We start from the raw sequence: 19,801 nt of genomic DNA on the forward strand, positions 1-19,801 counted from the left end.
GTAAACCCTAGATGTCGTCAGCCACCAAGCGCGCTTAGGCGCGCCCGCCAACTTTGCCGAATTTCGATAACACGCCCAAATATGGCTCCCTACTATCGAGCCTTATGCATCGCGCTTGCCGCCCGTAATCGGCGCCCCCACCGGAGAGAGATCGATGACGCCCGACCTGAACCTCGCGCCCGCGCGCGCCGTGACGCACCATGAATTGAAACAGACGTTGGGCACTTGGCAGTTGTGGGGCATCGCCGTCGGGCTCGTCATTTCCGGCGAGTATTTCGGCTGGAGCTATGGGTGGGCCAGCGCCGGAACGCTGGGTTTTCTGATCACCTCGCTCTTCATCGCGGCGATGTATACGACGTTCATCTTCAGCTTCACCGAATTGACCACGTCGATTCCCCACGCCGGCGGCCCGTTCGCCTATGCGCATCACGCGTTCGGACCGCTCGGCGGATATCTGGCCGGCATGGCGACCCTGATCGAATTCGTCTTCGCGCCGCCCGCGATCGCCCTGGCGATCGGCGCCTACCTGCACGTTCAGTTTCCCGGCCTAGAGCCGAAGCATGCCGCCGTGGCCGCCTACGTGGTCTTCATGGCGCTGAACATCGTCGGCGTACAGATCGCGGCCGCGTTCGAGCTGTTCGTGACGATTCTCGCGATCTTCGAATTGCTCGTCTTCATGGGGGTGGTGTCCCCCGGGTTTAGCTGGGCGCACTTTGCGCACGGCGGATGGGCCGGCTCGCCGCACTTCGGCACCGGGGCATTCAGCGGCATGTTCGCCGCGATCCCGTTCGCGATCTGGTTCTTCCTGGCGATCGAAGGCGTCGCCATGGCCGCCGAGGAGGCTCGCAATCCGAAACGCTCGATCCCGATCGCCTATGTGACGGGCATTCTGACGCTCGTGGCATTGGCCGTCGGTGTCATGATCTTCGCGGGCGGCGCGGGCGACTGGACCAAACTCTCGAACATCAACGACCCGCTTCCGCAGGCGATGAAGTCCATCGTCGGCGAACACAGCGGTTGGATGCACATGCTCGTCTGGCTCGGTCTGTTCGGCCTCGTCGCCTCGTTTCACGGCATCATTCTCGGCTACTCGCGCCAAATCTTCGCGCTCGCGCGGGCCGGCTATCTGCCCGAGTGGCTCGCCAAAGTGCATCCGCGTTTTAGGACGCCGCATCGGGCCATCTTGGCAGGCGGCGCGATCGGCATTGCCGCCATCTACAGCGATGAGCTGGTTCAGTTCGCGGGGCAAACGCTCACGGCCAATATCGTCACGATGTCGGTGTTCGGCGCGATCGTCATGTACATCGTCAGCATGCTCGCGCTCTTCAAGCTGCGACGCAGCGAGCCCAGGCTCGAGCGGCCGTTTCGCGCGCCGGTGTTCCCCTATTTCCCCGCGTTCGCACTCGGCGCGGCGCTTGTCTCGCTCGGCGCGATGGTCTACTACAACCGCGAAGTCGCCCTCGTATTTGCGCTCTTCGTCGCGCTGGGCTACGGTTATTTCTTGACGACGCGCCGCCGGCGCGCCGCGGCGCCTATCGATGCCCTCATCGAAGAGTGAGCCGCGTCGCGTCGTCGTCCCACGCAGCGACGGGAGTTGCTCGCATGAGTTATACGCACACGGTCGGCGGACACGTCTATCGCTTCGCCGATTTGAAGACGATGCTCGCAAAAGCCAGCCCGCAGCGCTCGGGCGACGAACTCGCAGGCCTTGCCGCCGCGAGCGAGGAAGAACGGGTGGCCGCCAAATTCGCCTTGGCGGCCACGCCGCTGCGCGCGTTCTTGAACGAGGCGGTGATCGCCTACGAAGACGACGAAGTGACGCGCCTCATCATGGACGAACACGATCCGCAAGCATTCGCGGAAATCGCCCATTTGACCGTGGGCGATTTCCGCGATTGGCTGCTCTCGGAGGCGGCCGACACCGCCGCACTGACACGCATCGCGCCGGGCCTCGCGCCCGAGATGACGGCCGCCGTCTCCAAGCTCATGCGCAATCAGGATCTGATATCCGTCGCGCGCAAGCGGCCGGTCGTCACACGCTTTCGCAATACGATCGGCTTGCCCGGCCGCCTCGCGGTGCGGCTCCAGCCGAACCATCCCACTGACGACGTCAAGGGCATCGCCGCCTCGATGCTCGACGGCCTGATGTACGGCTGCGGCGACGCCGTGATCGGCATCAACCCCGCCACCGACAACTTGGCCGCCATTACGACGTTGCTCGTCATGATCGACGAGTTTCGCGAGCGGTATGGCGTGCCGACGCAATCGTGCGTGCTCACGCATGTCACGAGCACGATCGCGGCCATCGAACGCGGCGCGCCCGTCGATCTCGTCTTTCAATCGATCGCCGGCACCGAGGCCGCCAATGCGAGCTTCGGCATTTCGCTCGGCTTGCTGCGCGAAGCCCACGAAGCGGCGTTATCGCTCGGGCGCGGCACCGTCGGACATAACGTCATGTACTTCGAGACCGGGCAAGGCAGCGCCTTGTCCGCCGGTGCGCACCACGGCGTCGACCAGCAAACGTGCGAAGCGCGCGCGTACGCGGTGGCCCGCCGCTTCGAGCCGCTATTGACCAATACCGTGGTCGGTTTTATCGGGCCGGAATATCTCTACGACGGCAAACAGATCACGCGTGCGGGGCTGGAAGATCACTTCTGCGGCAAGCTGCTAGGCGTGCCGATGGGCTGCGACATCTGCTACACGAATCATGCGCAGGCCGATCAGAACGACATGGACGGCCTTTTGACGTTGCTTGGCGTGGCGGGCGTGAATTTCATCATGGGCATTCCGGGCGCCGACGACATCATGCTCAACTATCAAAGCACGTCGTTTCACGATGCGCTCTATCTGCGCAATGTGCTCGGGCTACGCCGCGCCCCGGAATTCGAAGCTTGGCTGGAATCGATGCGCGTGATCGACGCAAGCGGCGCGCTGCTCCCGGCCTCGCCGCACCAGCCTCTGCTGGCAGCCGCTAGCGCGTGGGTGGGTCAGCCATGAACCGTTTCGTCGCCCCCGATCCTTGGCACACGCTGCGCGGCTTCACCCGCGCGAGGATCGCACTCGGCCGAACAGGAGATGGCTTACCGACCGATGCCCTGCTCGCCTTCGAGCTGGCCCACGCGAAGGCGCGCGACGCGGTCCATCATCCGCTGGATACCGATGCATTGCACCGCGCGCTGCTCGCCGAAGGCTTCGTCTCGCTCGACGCGCATAGCGCCGCCCCGGATCGTGCGCACTACCTTAGACGTCCCGACCTCGGGCGCCGCCTAGACGCCGAAAGCCGCACGGCGCTCGGTCAAACCCCCGCCTCGAATCCCGCGTTGACATTCGTCGTGGCGGACGGGCTCTCGGCAATCGCCGCGGCCCGTCACGCCGTGCCGCTGTTGGTTCAAGCGCGGACCAAACTCGAAGGCTGGCGCATCGGACCCGTTGTCGTCGCGCGCCAAGCGCGCGTTGCGCTCGGCGACGAGATCGGCGCCATGCTCGGCGCCAGCTTCGTTGCCGTACTCATCGGCGAACGGCCGGGCCTCAGTTCGCCCGATAGCCTTGGGATCTATCTGACGTACGGGCCGCGGGTCGGCCGCACCGACGCCGAACGCAACTGCATTTCGAATGTCCGTCCCGAAGGGCTCGGATACGCGCAAGCCGCCCACAAACTGCACTACCTGTTGACGCAAGCGCGGCGCCTTTCGTTGACGGGCGTCGCACTGAAAGACGACAGCGAAGCGCTCGATGCAACTGGCGCGGCTCTTGCATCGTCACGGCCATGACGCCCACGCCCGAGCGCTTTGCGCTCCCTCTCGATGCTGCCGCGCACCTCAGCGAGGCCGCCTTCGCCCGTCCGCTGTGCATGTCGGTCGCGCACGACGCGGACGAGCAAGCACGCAATCTGCATGGGTGGCATCAGACCTACGATCAATTGAGCGCGGGCCGCTTCACCGGCACGCTCGTCGAACTCTTTCTCGATCGCATGACCGTGTTTCGCGAAACGACGAGCCACGCGCTACGCCAAACTTGCGAAGTGAAATCGGACGCGTATTGGTTCGGCATCCCATTGTGCGAAGGCGGCACGGGACGCATCGATGGGCAGCCGGTCGACGAAGATGCGCTTGTCTGCCGGCCCGGGGGCGTCGAGTTCGAGCTATTGACGCCGGCGCGCTACGAGTTCTTCGGCATCGTCGTCAAGGGCGAGGTATTGCGCGGTTATGCCGCCGAGGTCGAGCATCTGGGATTCGCGCAACGGGTCGACGTCGCGCCAGTCATGCCGATCGGCGCCGCCCGCAAGGCGCGGCTCGTCGCTTCGCTGCGTGCGATCCTCGACGAAAGCGCTCGGCGCGGCGCGCCGCCTTCGGCATTCATGCGCAATCAATTGCAATCGTCGGTGCTGGCCGCTTTATTCGATCTTTGCTCGCCCGACGATCGACACGACATCGAATCGATCCGCCCCTCGACGTATCGCCGACGGCTCGCGATCGTTTCCGATGCCCGCGATTATGCGATGGCGCACCGCGATCGTCCGATCGGCGTGCCCGAATTGTGCGAGCAGTTGCACGTCAGCCGACGCACGCTTCAATATTGCTTTCAAGAGGTAACGGGGCTCGCGCCCGCGGCGTATTTGCGGGCGATCCGATTGAACGGTGCGCGCCGCGATCTGAGCGCCGCCGCGCGCGTGGCGGGGCAGGCTCCGTCGGTGCAAGATGTCGCGTGCGCGTGGGGCTTCTGGCACTTCAGCCAATTCTCAGCGGACTACCGTCGCTTGTTCGGCTTGCGCCCCACCGATACCTTGACTTCCTCCGCCGCCTGAAGGCGGGGGCTTGCCGCGCATCGGGTCAAATACCACCGTCCGCCCGCTTGATCTGCCTCAACGGCCGGCAGCGCGGCCGAATCGATACTGCTCCTGTCCTTCAACCGCGAGAGGAGTCAGAGATGCCCCGATTCATGAAAGCCGCTGTCGTACACGCGTTCGGCGAGCCGTTGCGTATCGAGGAGGTTCCGGTACCCACCCCCGAGCCCGAGCAAGTCCTCGTGAAAATCGAAGCGTCCGGCGTTTGTCATACCGATCTGCATGCCGCCGAAGGCGACTGGCCCGTCAAGCCGTCCTTGCCGTTCATTCCCGGTCACGAGGGTGTCGGCTACGTCGCCGCGGTGGGGTCGCGCGTCAAGCATCTAAAAGAAGGCGACCGAATCGGCGTGCCGTGGCTCTATACCGCATGCGGCCATTGCGAGTATTGCCAAACGGGCTGGGAAACGCTCTGCCACGCGCAACAAAACACGGGCTATTCCGTCAACGGCAGTTACGCCGAATACGTCGTGGCCGATCCGAACTACGTCGGACGTCTGCCCGAGCAGGTCGCGTTCGACGAGATTGCGCCGATTTTATGCGCGGGCGTGACGGTCTACAAAGGCATCCGCGTGACCGATACGCGTCCCGGCCAATGGATCGCGATTTCGGGCATCGGCGGCTTGGGCCACGTCGCAGTGCAGTACGCGGTCGCGATGGGACTGCATGTCGTCGCCGTCGACGTAGCCGACGACAAACTCGAATTGGCGCGCAAACTGGGAGCGACGCTGACGGTGAACGCGGCCACCGACGATCCGGCCGCCGTCATTCAAAAGCAGGTCGGCGGCGTCCACGGCGTGCTCGTGACCGCCGTCTCGCGCAGCGCGTTTGCGCAAGCCCTCGGCATGGTGCGCCGTGGGGGCACTATCTCTTTGAACGGACTGCCGCCGGGGGATTTTCCGCTGCCGATCTTCTCCACCGTCCTCAACGGCATCACCGTGCGCGGCTCGATCGTCGGGACTCGGCGCGACCTGCAAGAATCGCTCGATTTCGCGGCCGAAGGCAAGGTGCGCGCGCACATCCATCGAGACCGGCTCGAGAACATCAATGCCGTGTTCGCCGCATTGAAAGCGGGCAAAGTCGACGGGCGCGTGGTTCTCACTTCGTATTGATTTCGACGCATCGCGCGAGGGGCTCATCGAGCGACGGCCCCTCCGGAGAAGCGGCTCGGATCGACCCACTCGCAGGAAATCGTCGTGCCGGCCGTGCCCTCGATCAGCCGCTCCATATCGGCCAGCGCACCGATGGCTGCACGCCGTCCCGTGCGCTGCGCGAAACGCGAGGCGGCTTGGAGCTTCGGCCCCATGGCGCCAGCCGCGCACACGAACTCTTCGACCACGTTCGGATGCCCATGGCGCAGCAGCTTCGAATTCGCGGTGCCCCAATCGAGAAATACGCCGGCCATTTCGGTGGCGATGACGAACAAGTCGGCATCGATCGCCTCGGCGATAACAGCCGCTCCGGCATAGGGATCGATTATGGCCTCCACGCGATGCAGCACGCCATCGTTCCCGGCCACGACGGGGATGCCGCCACCCTCGCACATGACGACCGTTCTCTGCTCGATCAAACGGCGTAACGCTTGAGATTGCGCAAGCCGCACAGGCTTCGGGTTCGGTACGACGTGTCGATAACCGATCCCGTCCGATGCCATCGTCCAGTGCTTGGCTTGCGCCTCGGCCACCGCGCGCCGATCGAGCAGCACGCCGCCGATCGGTTTGTCCGGATGGTCGAACGCGGGATCGGCGATATCCACTTCGATCATCGCCGGCAGCGTCGTGCACAAGCGTGCCGCCGTCAGGCAGTGGCGCAGCTCCTGTTCGAATCCGCCGTCGATGGTCGCGTCAGGGGCAGCGTGGGCAGCAGAGGCCATCGGGCCGTCGTGGAGGCGATCACAGCCATCCTGCGCCGATGGCGCAGCGCCATTCCGATGTCCGCTCTCGTACACAAGGACAACATCGTTTCCGTCCACGATTCGCGCCAATCGCTGCGCCGCGGAGCGAACGCAGCAGCCATCCGCCTGCATCCCGCCCCGCTCCGCGCGCTTATGCAGCGCATGCTCCGCCAATGCGATCACGATACGCATTTCCGCATTCTCCCGCCCTGTTCGGGTGGCTATCGATTCATCGAATCAATGCGCGAATACCGCTCATCGGCATCCACACCGATTTATAGCGAAGCCCGATGGCGGCGACTGCGTCCTGGGGCACATCCGGCCACGATCGGGGCAGTCCGAGGCGCTAGGTTTTCGGGGAGGCGAGCCCATTCGTCAGGCGAACGCACTCGAAATCGGCGACGGTTGTGCGGCTGCATGACGGCCTGCGCGCTCCGACCGAGGCATACCGTCGAGCGGCATCGCGTCGCTCGACAGCCATTCAACCGATCGGCGGCATCAGTTTGGCGGCAAACCAATCGCACGCGAGCCGCGCGGCGTGTTCGAGCGTTCCGGGCTCCTCGAACAGATGCGTCGCATCGGCCACGATCATGAGCCGATGCTCGCATCGCATGTGGCCAGCGGCCAGTTGATTCAACCGAATCACGTCCTCGTCGAGTTCGCCGACGATCAGCAGTGTCGGCGCCTGCACGTATGCCAGCGCTTCGTGCGCGAGATCCGGCCGGCCGCCGCGCGAGACAACGGCATCCACTTCGCCGGGCCGAACCGAAGCCGCTTCGAGTGCCGCGGCCGCACCCGTGCTCGCGCCGAACAGGCCGACGGCGAGCGAGCACGTCTCATCTCGCGAATGCAGCCAATCGAGCGCCCCTTCGAGCCGGCGCGCTAGCAGTGGAATGTTGAACCGGTATTCGCCCGATTGCGCGTCGAGTCGATTCTCTTGCGCGGTCAGGAGATCGAACAAGAGCGTCGCGAAACCGGCCTCTTGCAGCACCTGCGCGACATACTGATTGCGCGGGCTCAGCCGGCTGCTGCCGCTACCATGAGCAAACACGACGATGGCGTGCGCGTTGGGCGGAATCGTCAGAAAACCTTCGAGTTGGACGTCATCGTCGGCAATGACGACGGCTTGCGTTTGCATGAGTGGCTCCGAAAAAGCGCAGGCGGCGAGCGCGAAGCGCACCGAGGCGCGCCCGCCCACGCATGCTACGACACTCGCCCTACAACTCGACAACGCGGATGATGGCCCGCGACGGCCGCTCCGCGTTCAGCCCCCGCGGCGCGCGTTCGCGCGTCTCGCCACCGGACCCAACCGACGCGAACGCACCAGCTGATACGGACGCAGGGCATACGCTAGCGTGCCGAAGCCGCTCCAAATATGCACGAGGCGCGTGAACGGAAACAACAAAAACACCGTCATGCCCAGTACCAGATGCAGCTTGAACGGCCAAAGCACACCTGCCATCGCCGCCGCATCCGGCCGCAACGTCACGATGCGCTGTGCCCAATCGGCAAGTACCAGCATCTCGTGTGCGTCCGCACGTTGCGCGTACGAGAACGGCAAAGTCAACAACCCCAGACACAATTGCACCCAGAGCACGGCCAAGATCGCGATGTCGGTCGGACGGCTCGTCGTTCGAATCCGCGGATCGAACAGGCGCCGATGCAGCAGCATCGTCAACCCGATAAAGCACAGCGTTCCGGCCGTGCCGCCCGAGACGATCGCCAGCACCTGCTTTTGCGAGGCCGTGATAAACGCCGAATACAACGCATGCGGCGTGAGCAACCCCACCGTGTGGCCGAACAGCAGAAACAGCACGCCGATATGGAACAGATTGCTCCCCCAGCGCAACTGCGCGCGCCGCAGCAGTTGCGACGAATCGCTTTTCCACGTGTATTGCGCACGCTCGAATCGCGCGAGGCTGCCGAGCAGGAAAATCGACAGGCAAATATACGGATAGACCGAGAAAAGAAAGGTGTTCAAAGCGGTGCTCATGCCCGTGCTCCTTGGGCGGCGCTAGGCGCTGCGTGTGAATCGGCGGCCGGCGCGCGACGCACGAGATGCACCGGCTGCGCCTGCCCTGCCCCTTGGCGGCCTGACTGACCTTGTTGTCCCTGATTGGCGCAACCGTCGAACGCGGCAGGCTCTTCCCAGGCCGCGTCCAGGTCCAGTTCCGGTTCCGCCGCCTGTACGCTCGCCATCGCGCACGCGCCGGACAGATCGAGCAGCGCTCCGATCACGGCCGCATAAGCGCTGCCGCGCCGCTTCACCGCGCCATCAATGCGCTGCAAAATGTGCGCGACTTCGCCGAGCAAGGCGGTTGCCGCGTCGCGCGGCTGCGTCGACGCGTACTCGAGCAGCACAGTCAAATGGTCGGGCAATTCGTCGGTTCGCAACGCCAGTCCCGCTTGCTCGTAGGTCGCGATCAGATCGAGCATCGCAGGCCCGCGCTCGCGCGAGTCCCCGTGCACATGCTCGAACAAATGCAGTGCCGTGCCGCGCCCGCGATCGAACAGATCGACGTACTCCGCCTCGGCTTCGAGTGCTTCCGCAGCCAACATTGCCTCCACCAGCGAAGCGATTTCGGCCAAGCGGTCCCGCCCCAACGCGTTCGATCCCCGCAGCGCATCCCATACCTCGCCGAGATGGCCTCGCCACTCGTCGTCGGGATAGCGAAGCAGGTAGCCGAGCGCACGCACGGTCAGTGCAAACGAATCTTGTGGTCGGTCGTATTGCGCCATGGTCAGCCCTCCACCTTGATGGGAATCGTGCGTTTGCCTTCGCCGCCGAATAGGCTCGACTCGTCGCCGTGATTGCAGCCGTTACCGAAGCTGAAACCGCAACCGCCGCGCATGTCGAACGCATTCTCGGCGTATTCGCGGTGCGAAGTGGGAATGACGAAGCGGTCTTCGTAGTTGGCGATCGCCATCACCTTGTACATTTTTTCCATCGTGTCGACGCTGAGCCCCACTTGCCGCAGCACCGCATCGTCGGTCACGCCGTCGACGTGCTTCGCCCGCTGGTACGCGCGCATGGCGAGCATTCGCTCGAGCGCGCGCACGACGGGCCCCTCGTCGCCGGCCGTCAACAGATTGGCCAAATATTTCACCGGAATTCTGAGCTGGCTCACGTCGGGGATCGCGCCGTTCGCGCCGATATGCCCCGCCTGCGCAGCGCCCGTAATCGGCGAAAGCGGCGGCACGTACCACACCATCGGCAGCGTGCGGTATTCGGGGTGCAGCGGCAACGCCACTTGCCACTCCACGGCCATCCGGTACACCGGGCTATTGCGTGCGGCTTCGAGCCAGTTCTCGGGCACGCCGTCGCGCCGCGCCGCTTCGATCACGGTCGGATCGTGAGGATCGAGAAACACGTCGAGCTGCGCTTGATAGAGCGCCTTCTCGTCTTCCACACTAGCTGCCGCTTCGATGCGATCCGCGTCGTACAGCAGCACACCGAGATAGCGAATCCGCCCCACGCACGTTTCGGAGCAAACGGTCGGCTGCCCCGCCTCGATCCGCGGATAGCAGAAAATGCATTTCTCCGCCTTCCCCGATTTCCAGTTGTAGTAGATCTTCTTGTACGGGCAACCGCTCACGCACATGCGCCAGCCTCGGCACTTGTCTTGGTCGATCAAGACGATGCCGTCCTCCTCGCGTTTGTAAATCGAGCCAGACGGGCACGACGCAACGCAAGCCGGGTTCAGGCAATGCTCGCACAAGCGAGGCAGATACATCATGAACGTGTTCTCGAATTGTCCGTAGATGTCCTTTTGAATCGCCTCGAAGTTGCTGTCCTGCCCGCGCTTCGAAAACTCGCCGCCGAGAATTTCCTCCCAATTCGGGCCGCCCGTGATCTTCTCCATCGGCTGGCCGGTGATGAGGCTGCGCGGCTTGGCGGTCGGCGCAGCCTTCATTTCGGGCGCGCTGTGCAGGTGGTCGTAGTCGAACGTGTAGGGTTCGTAGTAATCGTCGATCTGAGGCAGGTTCGGATTGGCGAAGATGCGCGAAAGCACTTTGAGCTTGCCGCCCTGACGCGGCTCGATCGAGCCGTCCTTTTTGCGGATCCAGCCGCCGTTCCACTTCTCCTGGTTCTCCCACTGCTTCGGATAGCCAACGCCGGGCTTGGTCTCCACGTTGTTGAACCAGGCGTACTCCATGCCGGGCCGATTCGTCCATACGTTCTTGCAGGTCACGCTGCAAGTATGGCAGCCGATGCATTTATCGAGGTTGAGCACCATGCCGATTTGGGCGCGCACTTTCATTGTTGGGCTCCTTGCGTGTGTGCTGCGCTCCCCGCAGCGGGCTCGTCCAGCCAATCGACGTGCCGCATCTTGCGCACGACCACGAACTCGTCGCGATTCGTGCCGATCGTTCCGTAATAGTTGAAACCGTAGCTGAGCTGCGCATAGCCGCCGATCATATGCGTGGGCTTGAGCACGATCCGCGTGACCGAGTTATGGATGCCGCCGCGTATGCCCGTGATTTCCGAGCCCGGCGTATTGATGATCTTTTCTTGGGCGTGATACATGAGCACCATGCCCGGGTTGACGCGCTGACTCACGACGGCGCGCGCGGCAATCGCCCCGTTGACGTTGAACAGTTCGATCCAGTCGTTGTCTTCGATACCGGCGCGGCGCGCGTCGTCTTCGCTGAGCCATACGACCGGGCCGCCGCGATTGAGCGTGAGCATCAAGAGGTTGTCGCTGTACGTGCTATGGATCCCCCACTTCTGGTGCGGCGTGATGAAGTTCAGCACGATCTCCGTGTTGCCGTTCGGCTTCACGCCATTCATCACGTCGGTCGCCTTCAAATCGACCGGCGGGCGGTAGCTCGAAAAACCTTCGCCGAATGCGATCATCCACGGGTGATCTTGGTAGAACTGTTGCCGCCCCGTCAGCGTGCGCCACGGAATCAATTCGTAGACATTCGTATAGCCCGCGTTGTAGCTAACCGTCTCGCTTTCGATCCCGCTCCAGGTCGGCGAACTGATGATCTTGCGCGGCTGCGCTTGCACATCGCGATAGCGAATTTTCTCGTCTTCGCGGGCAATCGCCAGATGCGTGTGATCGCGCCCCGTCGCCTTGGAAAGCGCCTCCCACGCCTTGACCGCGACCTGGCCGTTCGTTTCCGGCGCGAGCTGCAAGATGACTTCGCAGGCATCGATGTCGGTGACGATGCGAGGCAGCCCTTGCGTGGCGCCCGCCTCTTGCGTGAAGCCGTTCAGCTCGCCCAATTGGCGCACCTCCGCCTCGGTCTTCCAGGCGATTCCCTTGCCGCCGTTGCCGACGTTCGACATCAAGGGGCCAAGCGCCGTGAATCGCTTGTACAGGTTCGGGTAGTCGCGCTCGACCAGCGTCACTTGCGGTGCCGTCTTGCCGGGCACCGCCTCGCATTCGCCCGTGCGCCAGTCGCGCACGTCGAACGGTTGCGCCAGCTCCGCGGGCGTGTCGTGCATGAGCGGGGTCATGACGACGTCTTGTTCGACGCCGAGGTGGCCTTCGCATACCTCGCTGAATGCCTTGGCGAAACCCTTGTAGATTTCCCAATCCGAACGCGACTGCCAAACCGGATCCACGGCCGCGGACAGCGGGTGAATGAACGGATGCATGTCGCTCGTGTTCAGATCGTTCTTCTCGTACCAGCTCGCGGTGGGCAATACGATGTCCGAATACAGGCACGTCGTGCTCATGCGGAAATCGAGCGTCACGAGCAGGTCGAGCTTGCCTTCTGGCGCTTGCTCGTGCCAGTTCACCTCTTGCGGCTTTGCGTCGCCCGCGCCCAAGTCCTTGCCCTGCACCCCGTTGCTCGTGCCGAGCAAATGTTTGCAAAAATACTCGTGCCCCTTGCCGGACGAGCCGAGCAAGTTGGAGCGCCAAACGAACATGTTGCGCGGCCAGTTTTCCGGCGCATCGGGATCTTCGCAGCTCATCTGCAAGCTGCCATCCGTTAGGCCCTTCGCGACGAACTCGCTCGCGCCCTTGCCCTCTGCTGCGGCCATGCCGGCCAGATGCAAGGGATTGGTCTTCAATTGCGGGGCGCTCGGCAGCCAGCCCATGCGTTCCGCCCGCACGTTGTAGTCGATCATGCTCGCGCCGAAAAGGGAGGCGTCCGCGAGCGGCGAAACGATTTCTTCCGGGCTGAGCTTTTCATAGCGCCATTGATCGGTGTGCGCGTAAAAGAAGCTCGTGCTGTTCACCTGACGCGGCGGGCGCGCCCAATCGAGCGCAAAGGCGAGCGCGGTCCAGCCCGTTTGCGGGCGAAGCTTTTCCTGGCCCACGTAGTGCGCCCATCCGCCGCCGCTGCGGCCGATGCAGCCGCACATCATCAACAGATTGATGACCCCGCGGTAGTTCATGTCGGCGTGATACCAGTGATTCATGGCCGCGCCGATGATGACCATCGATTTGCCGTGCGTCTTGTCCGCGTTCTCGGCGAACTGACGCGCCAGCGCGACGATCTGCGAACGCGCGACGCCCGTGATCGATTCGGCCCAGGCCGGCGTATAAGCCGTGTCCTCGTCGTAGGTCGACGCGCCGCTGCCCAGGCCGCGATCGACGCCATACTGCGCCGCCTGCAGGTCGAATACCGTCGCCACGTAAGCTTCGCGCGTGCCGCCTTCGCCATCGAGCGACATGCGCACCGCCGGGACGCGCGCCACGGCGATTCGGCCGTCCTGCTCGTTGGCCGGGAAATGCGGATTGTGCACCCCGCCGAAGTAGGGAAACGCTACGTCGACGATTTCGCTCGGCTGAGGACCGTCTTCGAGGACCGACAACTTCAAGCTCGCGGCGTCCCCCGTTTGGGCGTCCTTCTCTTCGAGATTCCATTTACCAGCATCGTCGCGGCCTTCGGCGCCCCAGCGGAAACCGATCGAACCGTTCGGCAACACGACGCGCCCCGAGCGGTCGAACGCCACGGTTTTCCATTCGGGGTTGTTCGTCTGCGCGAGCTTCGCATCGAAATCGCTGGCTCGCACATATCGGCCCGGGACGAACGTCGTGCGCCCATCGGGTAACGTCTTGCGCTCTAGCATGACGAGCATCGGCATGTCCGTATAGCGCCGCACATAGTCGTCGAAGTACGCACTGCGTTTGCGGAAGAAGAACTCCGTGAGCACGACGTGTCCCATCGCCATCGCGAGCGCGGCATCGGTGCCTTGCTTCGGATGCAGCCACAGATCGGCGAGCTTGGCCACCTCGCTGTAGTCGGGCGTGATAGCGACGGTTTTCGCACCCTTGTAGCGCACTTCAGTGAAGAAGTGGGCATCGGGCGTGCGCGTTTGCGGTACGTTGCTGCCCCAGGCAATGATGAACGTCGAGTTGTACCAGTCGGCCGATTCGGGCACGTCGGTCTGCTCGCCCCACACTTGGGGGCTGGCGGGCGGCAGATCGCAGTACCAATCGTAAAAGCTCATGCACACGCCGCCGATGAGGCTCAGGTAGCGGCTGCCGGCCGCATAGCTCACCATGCTCATCGCGGGAATCGGCGAAAAGCCGACGATGCGGTCGGGCCCGTGGCGCTTGATCGTGTAGACGTTGGCGGCTGCGACGAGCCGATTGACCTCGTCCCACGAGCTGCGCACGAAGCCGCCCATGCCGCGAGCTTGTTGATAATCGCGGCGGGCCGCATCGTCTTCGACGATCGATGCCCACGCTTGCACCGGATCGCCCTGCTTGGCGAGCGCCGCGCGCCAACGCTTGAGCAAACGGCCGCGCACCATCGGGTATTTCACGCGGTTCGCGCTGTACAGGTACCAGGAGTACGAGGCGCCGCGCGCGCAGCCGCGCGGCTCGTGGTTCGGCATGTCCCAGCGTGTGCGCGGATAGTCCGTCTGCTGGGTTTCCCAGGTCACGATGCCGCCTTTCACGTAAATCTTCCACGAACAGGAACCCGTGCAGTTCACGCCGTGCGTGCTGCGCACGATCTTGTCGTGCGACCAGCGGTTGCGATAAGCATCCTCCCACTTGCGGTCCTCGCCCGTGGTCACGCCGTGGCCCTCCGAAAAGCGCTCGGAAGGAAGCGCGAAGTGAATCAGTCGATCGAGAAAATGACTCATGGATGCTCCAAAATCAGCAAGGCATCGGCGCACCGCGGCGGGCATAGTGCCACCACGTCACCACAATGCAGACGACATAAAAGGCGATGAACAGATAGAGCGCGGCCTCGGGGCCGCCGGTCAGCGCAATGGCGCTGCCATAGCTCTTCGGAATGAAGAAGCCGCCGTATGCGGCCAATGCAGCCGTAAATCCCAGAGCGGCTGCCGCTTCGGTATTGCCCTGCTTCGTGGCCCGCTCCAACGCCTCGCGATCGCGTGTCGGCGCTTGCGCCAGGTTCAGCGCGAGGAAGATCGCCGGAATCATTCGGAACGTCGAACCGTTGCCGATGCCCGTCGTCAAGAACAGGACGAGGAAGCTCAGGAAGAAGCCGCCGAAGTTGCCGCTCGACGAGCCCGAGGGCAAGCAGGCCAGCACGCCGCCCACGGCCAGCGCCATCGCGACGAAGTTCCACAACGTCACGCGAGCCCCGCCGAGCTTATCCGCTAGCCAGCCGCCGAACGGACGCACGATCGCACCGACGAGCGGGCCTACCCATGCATACGCAAGCGGGTCGACGTGCGGAAACTCGTTTTTGATCAACAGAGGAAAGCCCGCTGCATAGCCGATGAACGAACCGAAGGTGCCTAGGTAGAGCAGGCACATCAACCAGTTGTGCTTGCGCCGGAAAATCGCGGCTTGGGCTGCGAACGATGCCTTCGCCTGTGCGATGTCGTTCATGCCGAACCATGCCGCGAGCGAAGCGACGGCAATCCACGGCACCCAGATGAACGCGGCGTTCTGCATCCAAACCTGCGACATATGGCCGGCCTTCACGATCGTCTGCGGCGCACCGCCGAAAATGCCGAACACCCCGGCCGTGACGACGAGCGGGCTCAGGAACTGCACCACCGACACGCCCAAATTGCCGAGGCCCGCGTTGACGCCGAGTGCGGAGCCCTTGCGCTCCTTCGGAAAGAAGAAGCTGATGTTGGCCATGCTCGAGCTGAAGTTGCCGCCGCCGAAACCGCACAGCAGCGCGAGCACGAGCATCGTGACGTAGGGCGTCGTATTGTCTTGCACCGCGAAACCGATGCCGAGCGCGGGCACGAGCAGCGAGGCGGTGGAGATCGCGGTCCATCGACGCCCGCCGACCAGCGGCACCATGAACGAGTAGAAGATGCGCAGCGTTGCGCCGCTCAAGGCGGGGGCGGCGGCGAGCCAAAAGAGCTGATCGGTGCTGTATTTGAAGCCCAGCGCAGGCAGGCTGACGGCAACGACGCTCCACACCTGCCAGATCGCGAACGCGAGGAACAGTGCGGGCACCGAAATCCATAGATTGAGTTTGGCGACAGCCTCGCCCTCACGCTGCCAGAACGCCTTGTCCTCGGGCGTCCAGATCTCCAGCGTATGGCCGCTTCGCTGAGTCAGCGAACGGATGGTCATGACGATTCCCCTATCGATTCGTTGTGGCGTCGGCAAGACATCCCCGACGTGACGTCGTACGCGCCTCGCGCCGACGGTTCACAAACTAACCGGCCCGCATAACGGTCGGGTTGACGCCGATCAAGTACATCAAGAAGTGATATTTGCCGTGACGCCCCGCGACAACGTGTCAACGCGAAATTCGAAGCGGGGAGGCTTCCGATTGACGCACGTCAAATGCGGCGTGGCATGGGCGAGGAAAATGGGACGACCCGGTATGGCTCAAAGCCGATCGCCGGGCGCAAGGAAGGCCATACGATGCAGTCGAACGCGAGCGGGCACTAGCGGCCAAGTGCGTGGCTGTGCGAGTGGCCTAGGGCCTGACTGTCAGTGCGGGCGTGTGGGTAGACAACCTTTGCCGTCCGCCCAAGGACGCGCCTTTCTTTTGGTTACTTTTCTTTGGAAGAGCAAAGAAAAGTGACCGCCGCCCCGCGGAGGGGCAACGCTAGCAGACCAAAAAGAAAGCAAATTGCACGACGTCTCGTGACGACCACCGCATGGTTCGGGCGGCCCCACATCGATCACGCGTGCCCGCTATCCTATATGCAAACAGCCATTCGTTCGGAGATTGCGCACCGAGCGAAAACCCGCGCCGCGGTCGCGCGGCTTGACGTCGATCAACAGCCAAGTTGCCGAGGTTGCCTACGATGGGCGAGTTAGCCGCGTGAGCCCGAGGCACAGAAGCGCCAACGCACAATGAGTGCCGCATCGATGCGGCAAGGAGCATCGCATGGACGAAAACGACCAACGCCGAGCCCTGCTGCTGCATCTGGGCGACGTCCTGCAGACGACGAGCCTGCTTTTGGAGTACGAGCGCCCCGATCAGACGCTGGGGGAATTGCGCGAGGCACAGCCGCTCCTGGCCGACGTGCCGCTACTCGAACACGCCTACGAACGTATGACGGTGCGCGAGTTTTCGGCTGCCGCGCTGCAAGCGTTTTGCCTCTGGCCCCAGTTGTTGTTGGAAATGCCGCTCGATCGTGCGGCACTGGCCGCGCCGGTGCGCGAGCATTTGTTTGCCGACAACCCTCGCGGTTGGGCCGCCTATGCCGCCTCGCTTCAGATCCAGGTGGGCTGGTTCGGCAAGCCGGCGGCCGTACCCGACGCTCCGCCGGACGGCGACGGCGTACGCCGCTCCGCGTAGCGCAATTCCGCGTAAACGGAAAAGCGACGGGCGTTCGTTGCGTCGCGTTCAACGGCAAGGCGACGATTCGCCCCCCAACGGCGCCGGCGCCGGCGCCGCCGACGCTCGGCCGCTTCAGCGGTCGTCGGACGGCGCCTGTCGCGACCTGAGGCCGATGAGGCGTCGCCGGAGTCTGCCGAAGCGGCGAAGCGGCTCAATGCGCGCGCGGCTGGAATCCGGGCGCACCGACCTGCCATAGTGCGAACGCCCACTCGTCGGCGTAGCGGTCTGCCGTTTGCTTGACGCTCGAGCCGATCCCATGACCCGCATCGTAGTCGACGCGCAGCAGCACCGGGCGTGAACTCGACGTGGCGGCTTGCACGCGCGCCGCCATCTTCAGCATGTGCCACGGCGACACACGCGGATCGTTCGCTCCGGTCGTAAACATGACAGCCGGGTACGGCGTGCCGTCATGAATATGGTCGTAGGCGCTCATCGCGTACAAGCCGTGGAAGCCCGCTTCAGTCGACGTCGATCCCATCTCGGGCACATTCGGCGGACCGTTCGGTTCGGTTTCGAAGCGAAGCGTATCGGACACGCCTACATCGTCGAGCACCACACGGAACAGACCCGGATCGATCGTCAGCGCGCCGCCCATGACGATACCGCCCGCGCTGCGGCCATTCGCCACCAGGTATTGGCGCTGCGTGTAGCCCTGATCGATCATGTAGTGCGCGCCTGCCAGGAAGTCGAACAGGGTGTTGATCTTCCACAGCTTCTGCCCGGCGCGATGCCAAGCGTCGCCGTACTCGCCGCCCCCGCGCATGTGCACCACCGTCATGACGCCGCCTTGTTCGAACCAGGCCCGCCAAGCGGGCTGATAGCTCGGATCCATCGAGAGGCCATAGCTGCCGTAGCCGTAGATGATCGTCGGGTGCGAGCCGTCGAGCTTGATGCCTTTTTTCGAAATGATCGAGACCGGGACGCGCGTGCCGTCGTAGCTCGTCGCGAACGTTTCGCGTGCCTCGAGATCGTCGGTCTCGGTCTTCGACGGCGGCACGAGACCGGTATCGGTGGCCGCCGCCGCACCGGGCGCGTATGCCAGCTCGCGAGGCGACTTGACCCAGCCGCGCAATTCGAACATCACCCCGGGCAGTTTCGCGTCGGGCGCTAGATCGTGAATCGCGCCCGCGAACGGCAACGAAATCGTGCGATCGTCTTTGCCGTCGAAATCCGTTCGATGCAGTTCGAACGTCGCACCCGCGCGCTCGGCCAGGTAGAGGCCGTCGCTGCCGAGCGCGAACGAATCGATCACGTTCGCGCCTTCGGGCACCACCACATCCGCGTGTGCCAGATCGGGATGCGCGAGCGGCGCCGAGACGATCTTGAAGCGCGATGCATCCTTGCCCGTCAACGCATACAGGCGATCGCCGCGCAGTTGCACGTCGACCACGCCGTCCTCGGGGCTCGCGATCTTCTTCCATGGCGTGTCGGCGCCGTGGATATCGGCCAGGCGCGCGACATAGAACGTGTTCGGATTGTTGTCCATGTTGTGGTTGGCCACCGCGACCGCATACGGCGAATCGGGCGATACCAGCACATACGCGGCCTGGCCTTCCGGCACGTCGAGCTTAGGCGACACACCGCGGCCGAACACCGCCGCGTCGCCGTCGCCGTCCGCGTGTTGGCCTAATACGTGAAGATGGGCCACGGCGTTGTACTCGCTTTGAGCAAGCGGCGTATCGGGGCCGACCTTCGGATAGCGCAGATAGAAGAACGAGCGATTGTCCGCGCGCCAACCTACGACGCACGAACTCGTGCGGTCGATCGATTCGGCAAGCGGCTGCCCCGTCTGGACGTCGATCACGTGCAGGACGCTTTGCTCGGAGCCGCCCTCCGAAACGCCGTACGCAACGTAACGGCCGTCCCACGACGGCGCGTACCAGTCGAGCGCGAAATGGCGCGACGCGTCCGTCGAAAGTTTCGCCGGGTCGACGAGCACGTGCTCCTCGCCGCTCACGCCGTCGCGATAGGCCAGTTTGAGGAGGTTTTCACCCACGGCGGCCGTTTGGTAGAAGAGCCGATGGCCCCGGCGCGTGAAGTCAGTGCGGCGCAGGTCGCCGCCCATGAGCGACTCGACCCGTTGCGCGAGCGCATCGCGCCCGGGAATGGCGGCCAGCTCGCGACGCGTATAGGCGTCTTGCGCCTTCATCCAGGCTTGCACCTCGGGATCTTTCAGGTTCTCCATGTAGCGGTAATTGTCGACAACCGGCGTACCGAAATACACGTTGGTGACGGGGCGCACGGGGGCGACGGGGGGATGTTCGGCAGACCGGGAAGCGCTCGAGGCGGCAAGGCAAGACAACAGCGTTACGGCTAATAGAGGCTTGTTTCGTTTCATTGTTTTGTTCGCTCCAAGTAACGAC

Annotated in this window: 14 protein-coding genes; 6 read left to right on the top strand and 8 right to left on the bottom strand. The window is 63.9% G+C overall.

Annotated features, from left to right (window positions below):
- Positions 1-154 precede the first annotated feature (154 nt).
- The 5 genes from eat to adhP all read left to right on the top strand — a co-directional run bounded on the left by eat (position 155) and on the right by adhP (position 5,952).
- On the top strand, positions 155-1,558 hold the full coding sequence (gene eat / locus ACTHN9_RS23550; RefSeq protein WP_440539210.1) for an ethanolamine permease: 1,404 nt from the start codon (positions 155-157) through the stop codon (positions 1,556-1,558).
- A gap of 44 nt (positions 1,559-1,602) precedes the next feature.
- Complete coding sequence (locus tag ACTHN9_RS23555) at positions 1,603-2,997, top strand: ethanolamine ammonia-lyase subunit EutB (RefSeq protein ID WP_440539211.1); 1,395 nt, start codon at positions 1,603-1,605, stop codon at positions 2,995-2,997.
- Positions 2,994-3,770 (top strand): ethanolamine ammonia-lyase subunit EutC, encoded by a 777-nt coding sequence (eutC, locus tag ACTHN9_RS23560; protein ID WP_440539212.1) that lies wholly within the window; start codon positions 2,994-2,996, stop codon positions 3,768-3,770. The genes ACTHN9_RS23555 and eutC overlap by 4 nt, the downstream gene beginning before the upstream one ends.
- The gene (locus ACTHN9_RS23565; RefSeq protein ID WP_440539213.1) at positions 3,767-4,804 is read left to right on the top strand and encodes a helix-turn-helix domain-containing protein; all 1,038 of its coding nucleotides are present in this window, start codon (positions 3,767-3,769) and stop codon (positions 4,802-4,804) included. The genes eutC and ACTHN9_RS23565 overlap by 4 nt, the downstream gene beginning before the upstream one ends.
- 122 nt (positions 4,805-4,926) lie before the next feature.
- On the top strand, positions 4,927-5,952 hold the full coding sequence (gene adhP / locus ACTHN9_RS23570; RefSeq protein ID WP_440539214.1) for an alcohol dehydrogenase AdhP: 1,026 nt from the start codon (positions 4,927-4,929) through the stop codon (positions 5,950-5,952).
- 23 nt (positions 5,953-5,975) lie between these two features.
- Here the strand turns inward: adhP and ACTHN9_RS23575 are convergent, their stop codons facing one another.
- The 7 genes from ACTHN9_RS23575 to ACTHN9_RS23605 form a co-directional block, all read right to left on the bottom strand.
- Positions 5,976-6,713, bottom strand: a complete 738-nt coding sequence (locus ACTHN9_RS23575) for an amino acid kinase family protein (RefSeq protein WP_440539215.1) — start codon at positions 6,711-6,713, stop codon at positions 5,976-5,978.
- A gap of 502 nt (positions 6,714-7,215) precedes the next feature.
- On the bottom strand, positions 7,216-7,872 hold the full coding sequence (locus ACTHN9_RS23580; RefSeq protein WP_440539216.1) for a dienelactone hydrolase family protein: 657 nt from the start codon (positions 7,870-7,872) through the stop codon (positions 7,216-7,218).
- Between the two features lie 126 nt (positions 7,873-7,998).
- Complete coding sequence (narI, locus tag ACTHN9_RS23585) at positions 7,999-8,727, bottom strand: respiratory nitrate reductase subunit gamma (protein WP_440539217.1); 729 nt, start codon at positions 8,725-8,727, stop codon at positions 7,999-8,001.
- Complete coding sequence (gene narJ / locus ACTHN9_RS23590) at positions 8,724-9,473, bottom strand: nitrate reductase molybdenum cofactor assembly chaperone (protein WP_440539218.1); 750 nt, start codon at positions 9,471-9,473, stop codon at positions 8,724-8,726. The genes narI and narJ overlap by 4 nt, the downstream gene beginning before the upstream one ends.
- 2 nt (positions 9,474-9,475) lie before the next feature.
- Positions 9,476-10,996, bottom strand: coding sequence for a nitrate reductase subunit beta (gene narH / locus ACTHN9_RS23595; RefSeq protein WP_440539219.1), 1,521 nt, complete (start codon positions 10,994-10,996; stop codon positions 9,476-9,478).
- The gene (locus tag ACTHN9_RS23600; RefSeq protein WP_440539220.1) at positions 10,993-14,790 is read right to left on the bottom strand and encodes a nitrate reductase subunit alpha; all 3,798 of its coding nucleotides are present in this window, start codon (positions 14,788-14,790) and stop codon (positions 10,993-10,995) included. Before ACTHN9_RS23600 ends, narH begins: the two co-directional genes overlap by 4 nt.
- Before the next feature lie 13 nt (positions 14,791-14,803).
- Entirely contained in the window at positions 14,804-16,213 is a 1,410-nt protein-coding gene (locus tag ACTHN9_RS23605) for a NarK family nitrate/nitrite MFS transporter (protein ID WP_440539222.1), read from the bottom strand.
- A 769-nt stretch (positions 16,214-16,982) separates the two neighbouring features.
- Here ACTHN9_RS23605 and ACTHN9_RS23610 point away from each other — a divergent pair.
- Complete coding sequence (locus tag ACTHN9_RS23610; RefSeq protein WP_440539223.1) at positions 16,983-17,396, top strand: hypothetical protein; 414 nt, start codon at positions 16,983-16,985, stop codon at positions 17,394-17,396.
- Positions 17,397-17,589: 193 nt separating this feature from the next.
- On the opposite strand, the gene ACTHN9_RS23615 is transcribed toward ACTHN9_RS23610, so the two are convergent.
- Positions 17,590-19,776, bottom strand: coding sequence for a prolyl oligopeptidase family serine peptidase (locus ACTHN9_RS23615; RefSeq protein ID WP_440539225.1), 2,187 nt, complete (start codon positions 19,774-19,776; stop codon positions 17,590-17,592).
- Positions 19,777-19,801 lie beyond the last annotated feature (25 nt).

Origin of the sequence: Trinickia sp. (assembly GCF_051953405.1) — a bacterium.
Taxonomy (GTDB): Bacteria; Pseudomonadota; Gammaproteobacteria; order Burkholderiales; family Burkholderiaceae; genus Trinickia.

Coding starts and splice junctions, on each gene's coding strand:
- ACTHN9_RS23610 (WP_440539223.1), top strand. CDS start 16,983: ATGGACGAAAACGACCAACGCCGAGCCCTGCTGCTGCATCTGGGCGAC.
- ACTHN9_RS23580 (WP_440539216.1), bottom strand. CDS start 7,872: ATGCAAACGCAAGCCGTCGTCATTGCCGACGATGACGTCCAACTCGAA.
- ACTHN9_RS23605 (WP_440539222.1), bottom strand. CDS start 16,213: ATGACCATCCGTTCGCTGACTCAGCGAAGCGGCCATACGCTGGAGATC.
- ACTHN9_RS23565 (WP_440539213.1), top strand. CDS start 3,767: ATGACGCCCACGCCCGAGCGCTTTGCGCTCCCTCTCGATGCTGCCGCG.
- ACTHN9_RS23600 (WP_440539220.1), bottom strand. CDS start 14,790: ATGAGTCATTTTCTCGATCGACTGATTCACTTCGCGCTTCCTTCCGAG.
- ACTHN9_RS23555 (WP_440539211.1), top strand. CDS start 1,603: ATGAGTTATACGCACACGGTCGGCGGACACGTCTATCGCTTCGCCGAT.
- ACTHN9_RS23575 (WP_440539215.1), bottom strand. CDS start 6,713: ATGGCCTCTGCTGCCCACGCTGCCCCTGACGCGACCATCGACGGCGGA.
- ACTHN9_RS23615 (WP_440539225.1), bottom strand. CDS start 19,776: ATGAAACGAAACAAGCCTCTATTAGCCGTAACGCTGTTGTCTTGCCTT.
- eat (WP_440539210.1), top strand. CDS start 155: ATGACGCCCGACCTGAACCTCGCGCCCGCGCGCGCCGTGACGCACCAT.
- narJ (WP_440539218.1), bottom strand. CDS start 9,473: ATGGCGCAATACGACCGACCACAAGATTCGTTTGCACTGACCGTGCGT.
- adhP (WP_440539214.1), top strand. CDS start 4,927: ATGCCCCGATTCATGAAAGCCGCTGTCGTACACGCGTTCGGCGAGCCG.
- eutC (WP_440539212.1), top strand. CDS start 2,994: ATGAACCGTTTCGTCGCCCCCGATCCTTGGCACACGCTGCGCGGCTTC.
- narI (WP_440539217.1), bottom strand. CDS start 8,727: ATGAGCACCGCTTTGAACACCTTTCTTTTCTCGGTCTATCCGTATATT.
- narH (WP_440539219.1), bottom strand. CDS start 10,996: ATGAAAGTGCGCGCCCAAATCGGCATGGTGCTCAACCTCGATAAATGC.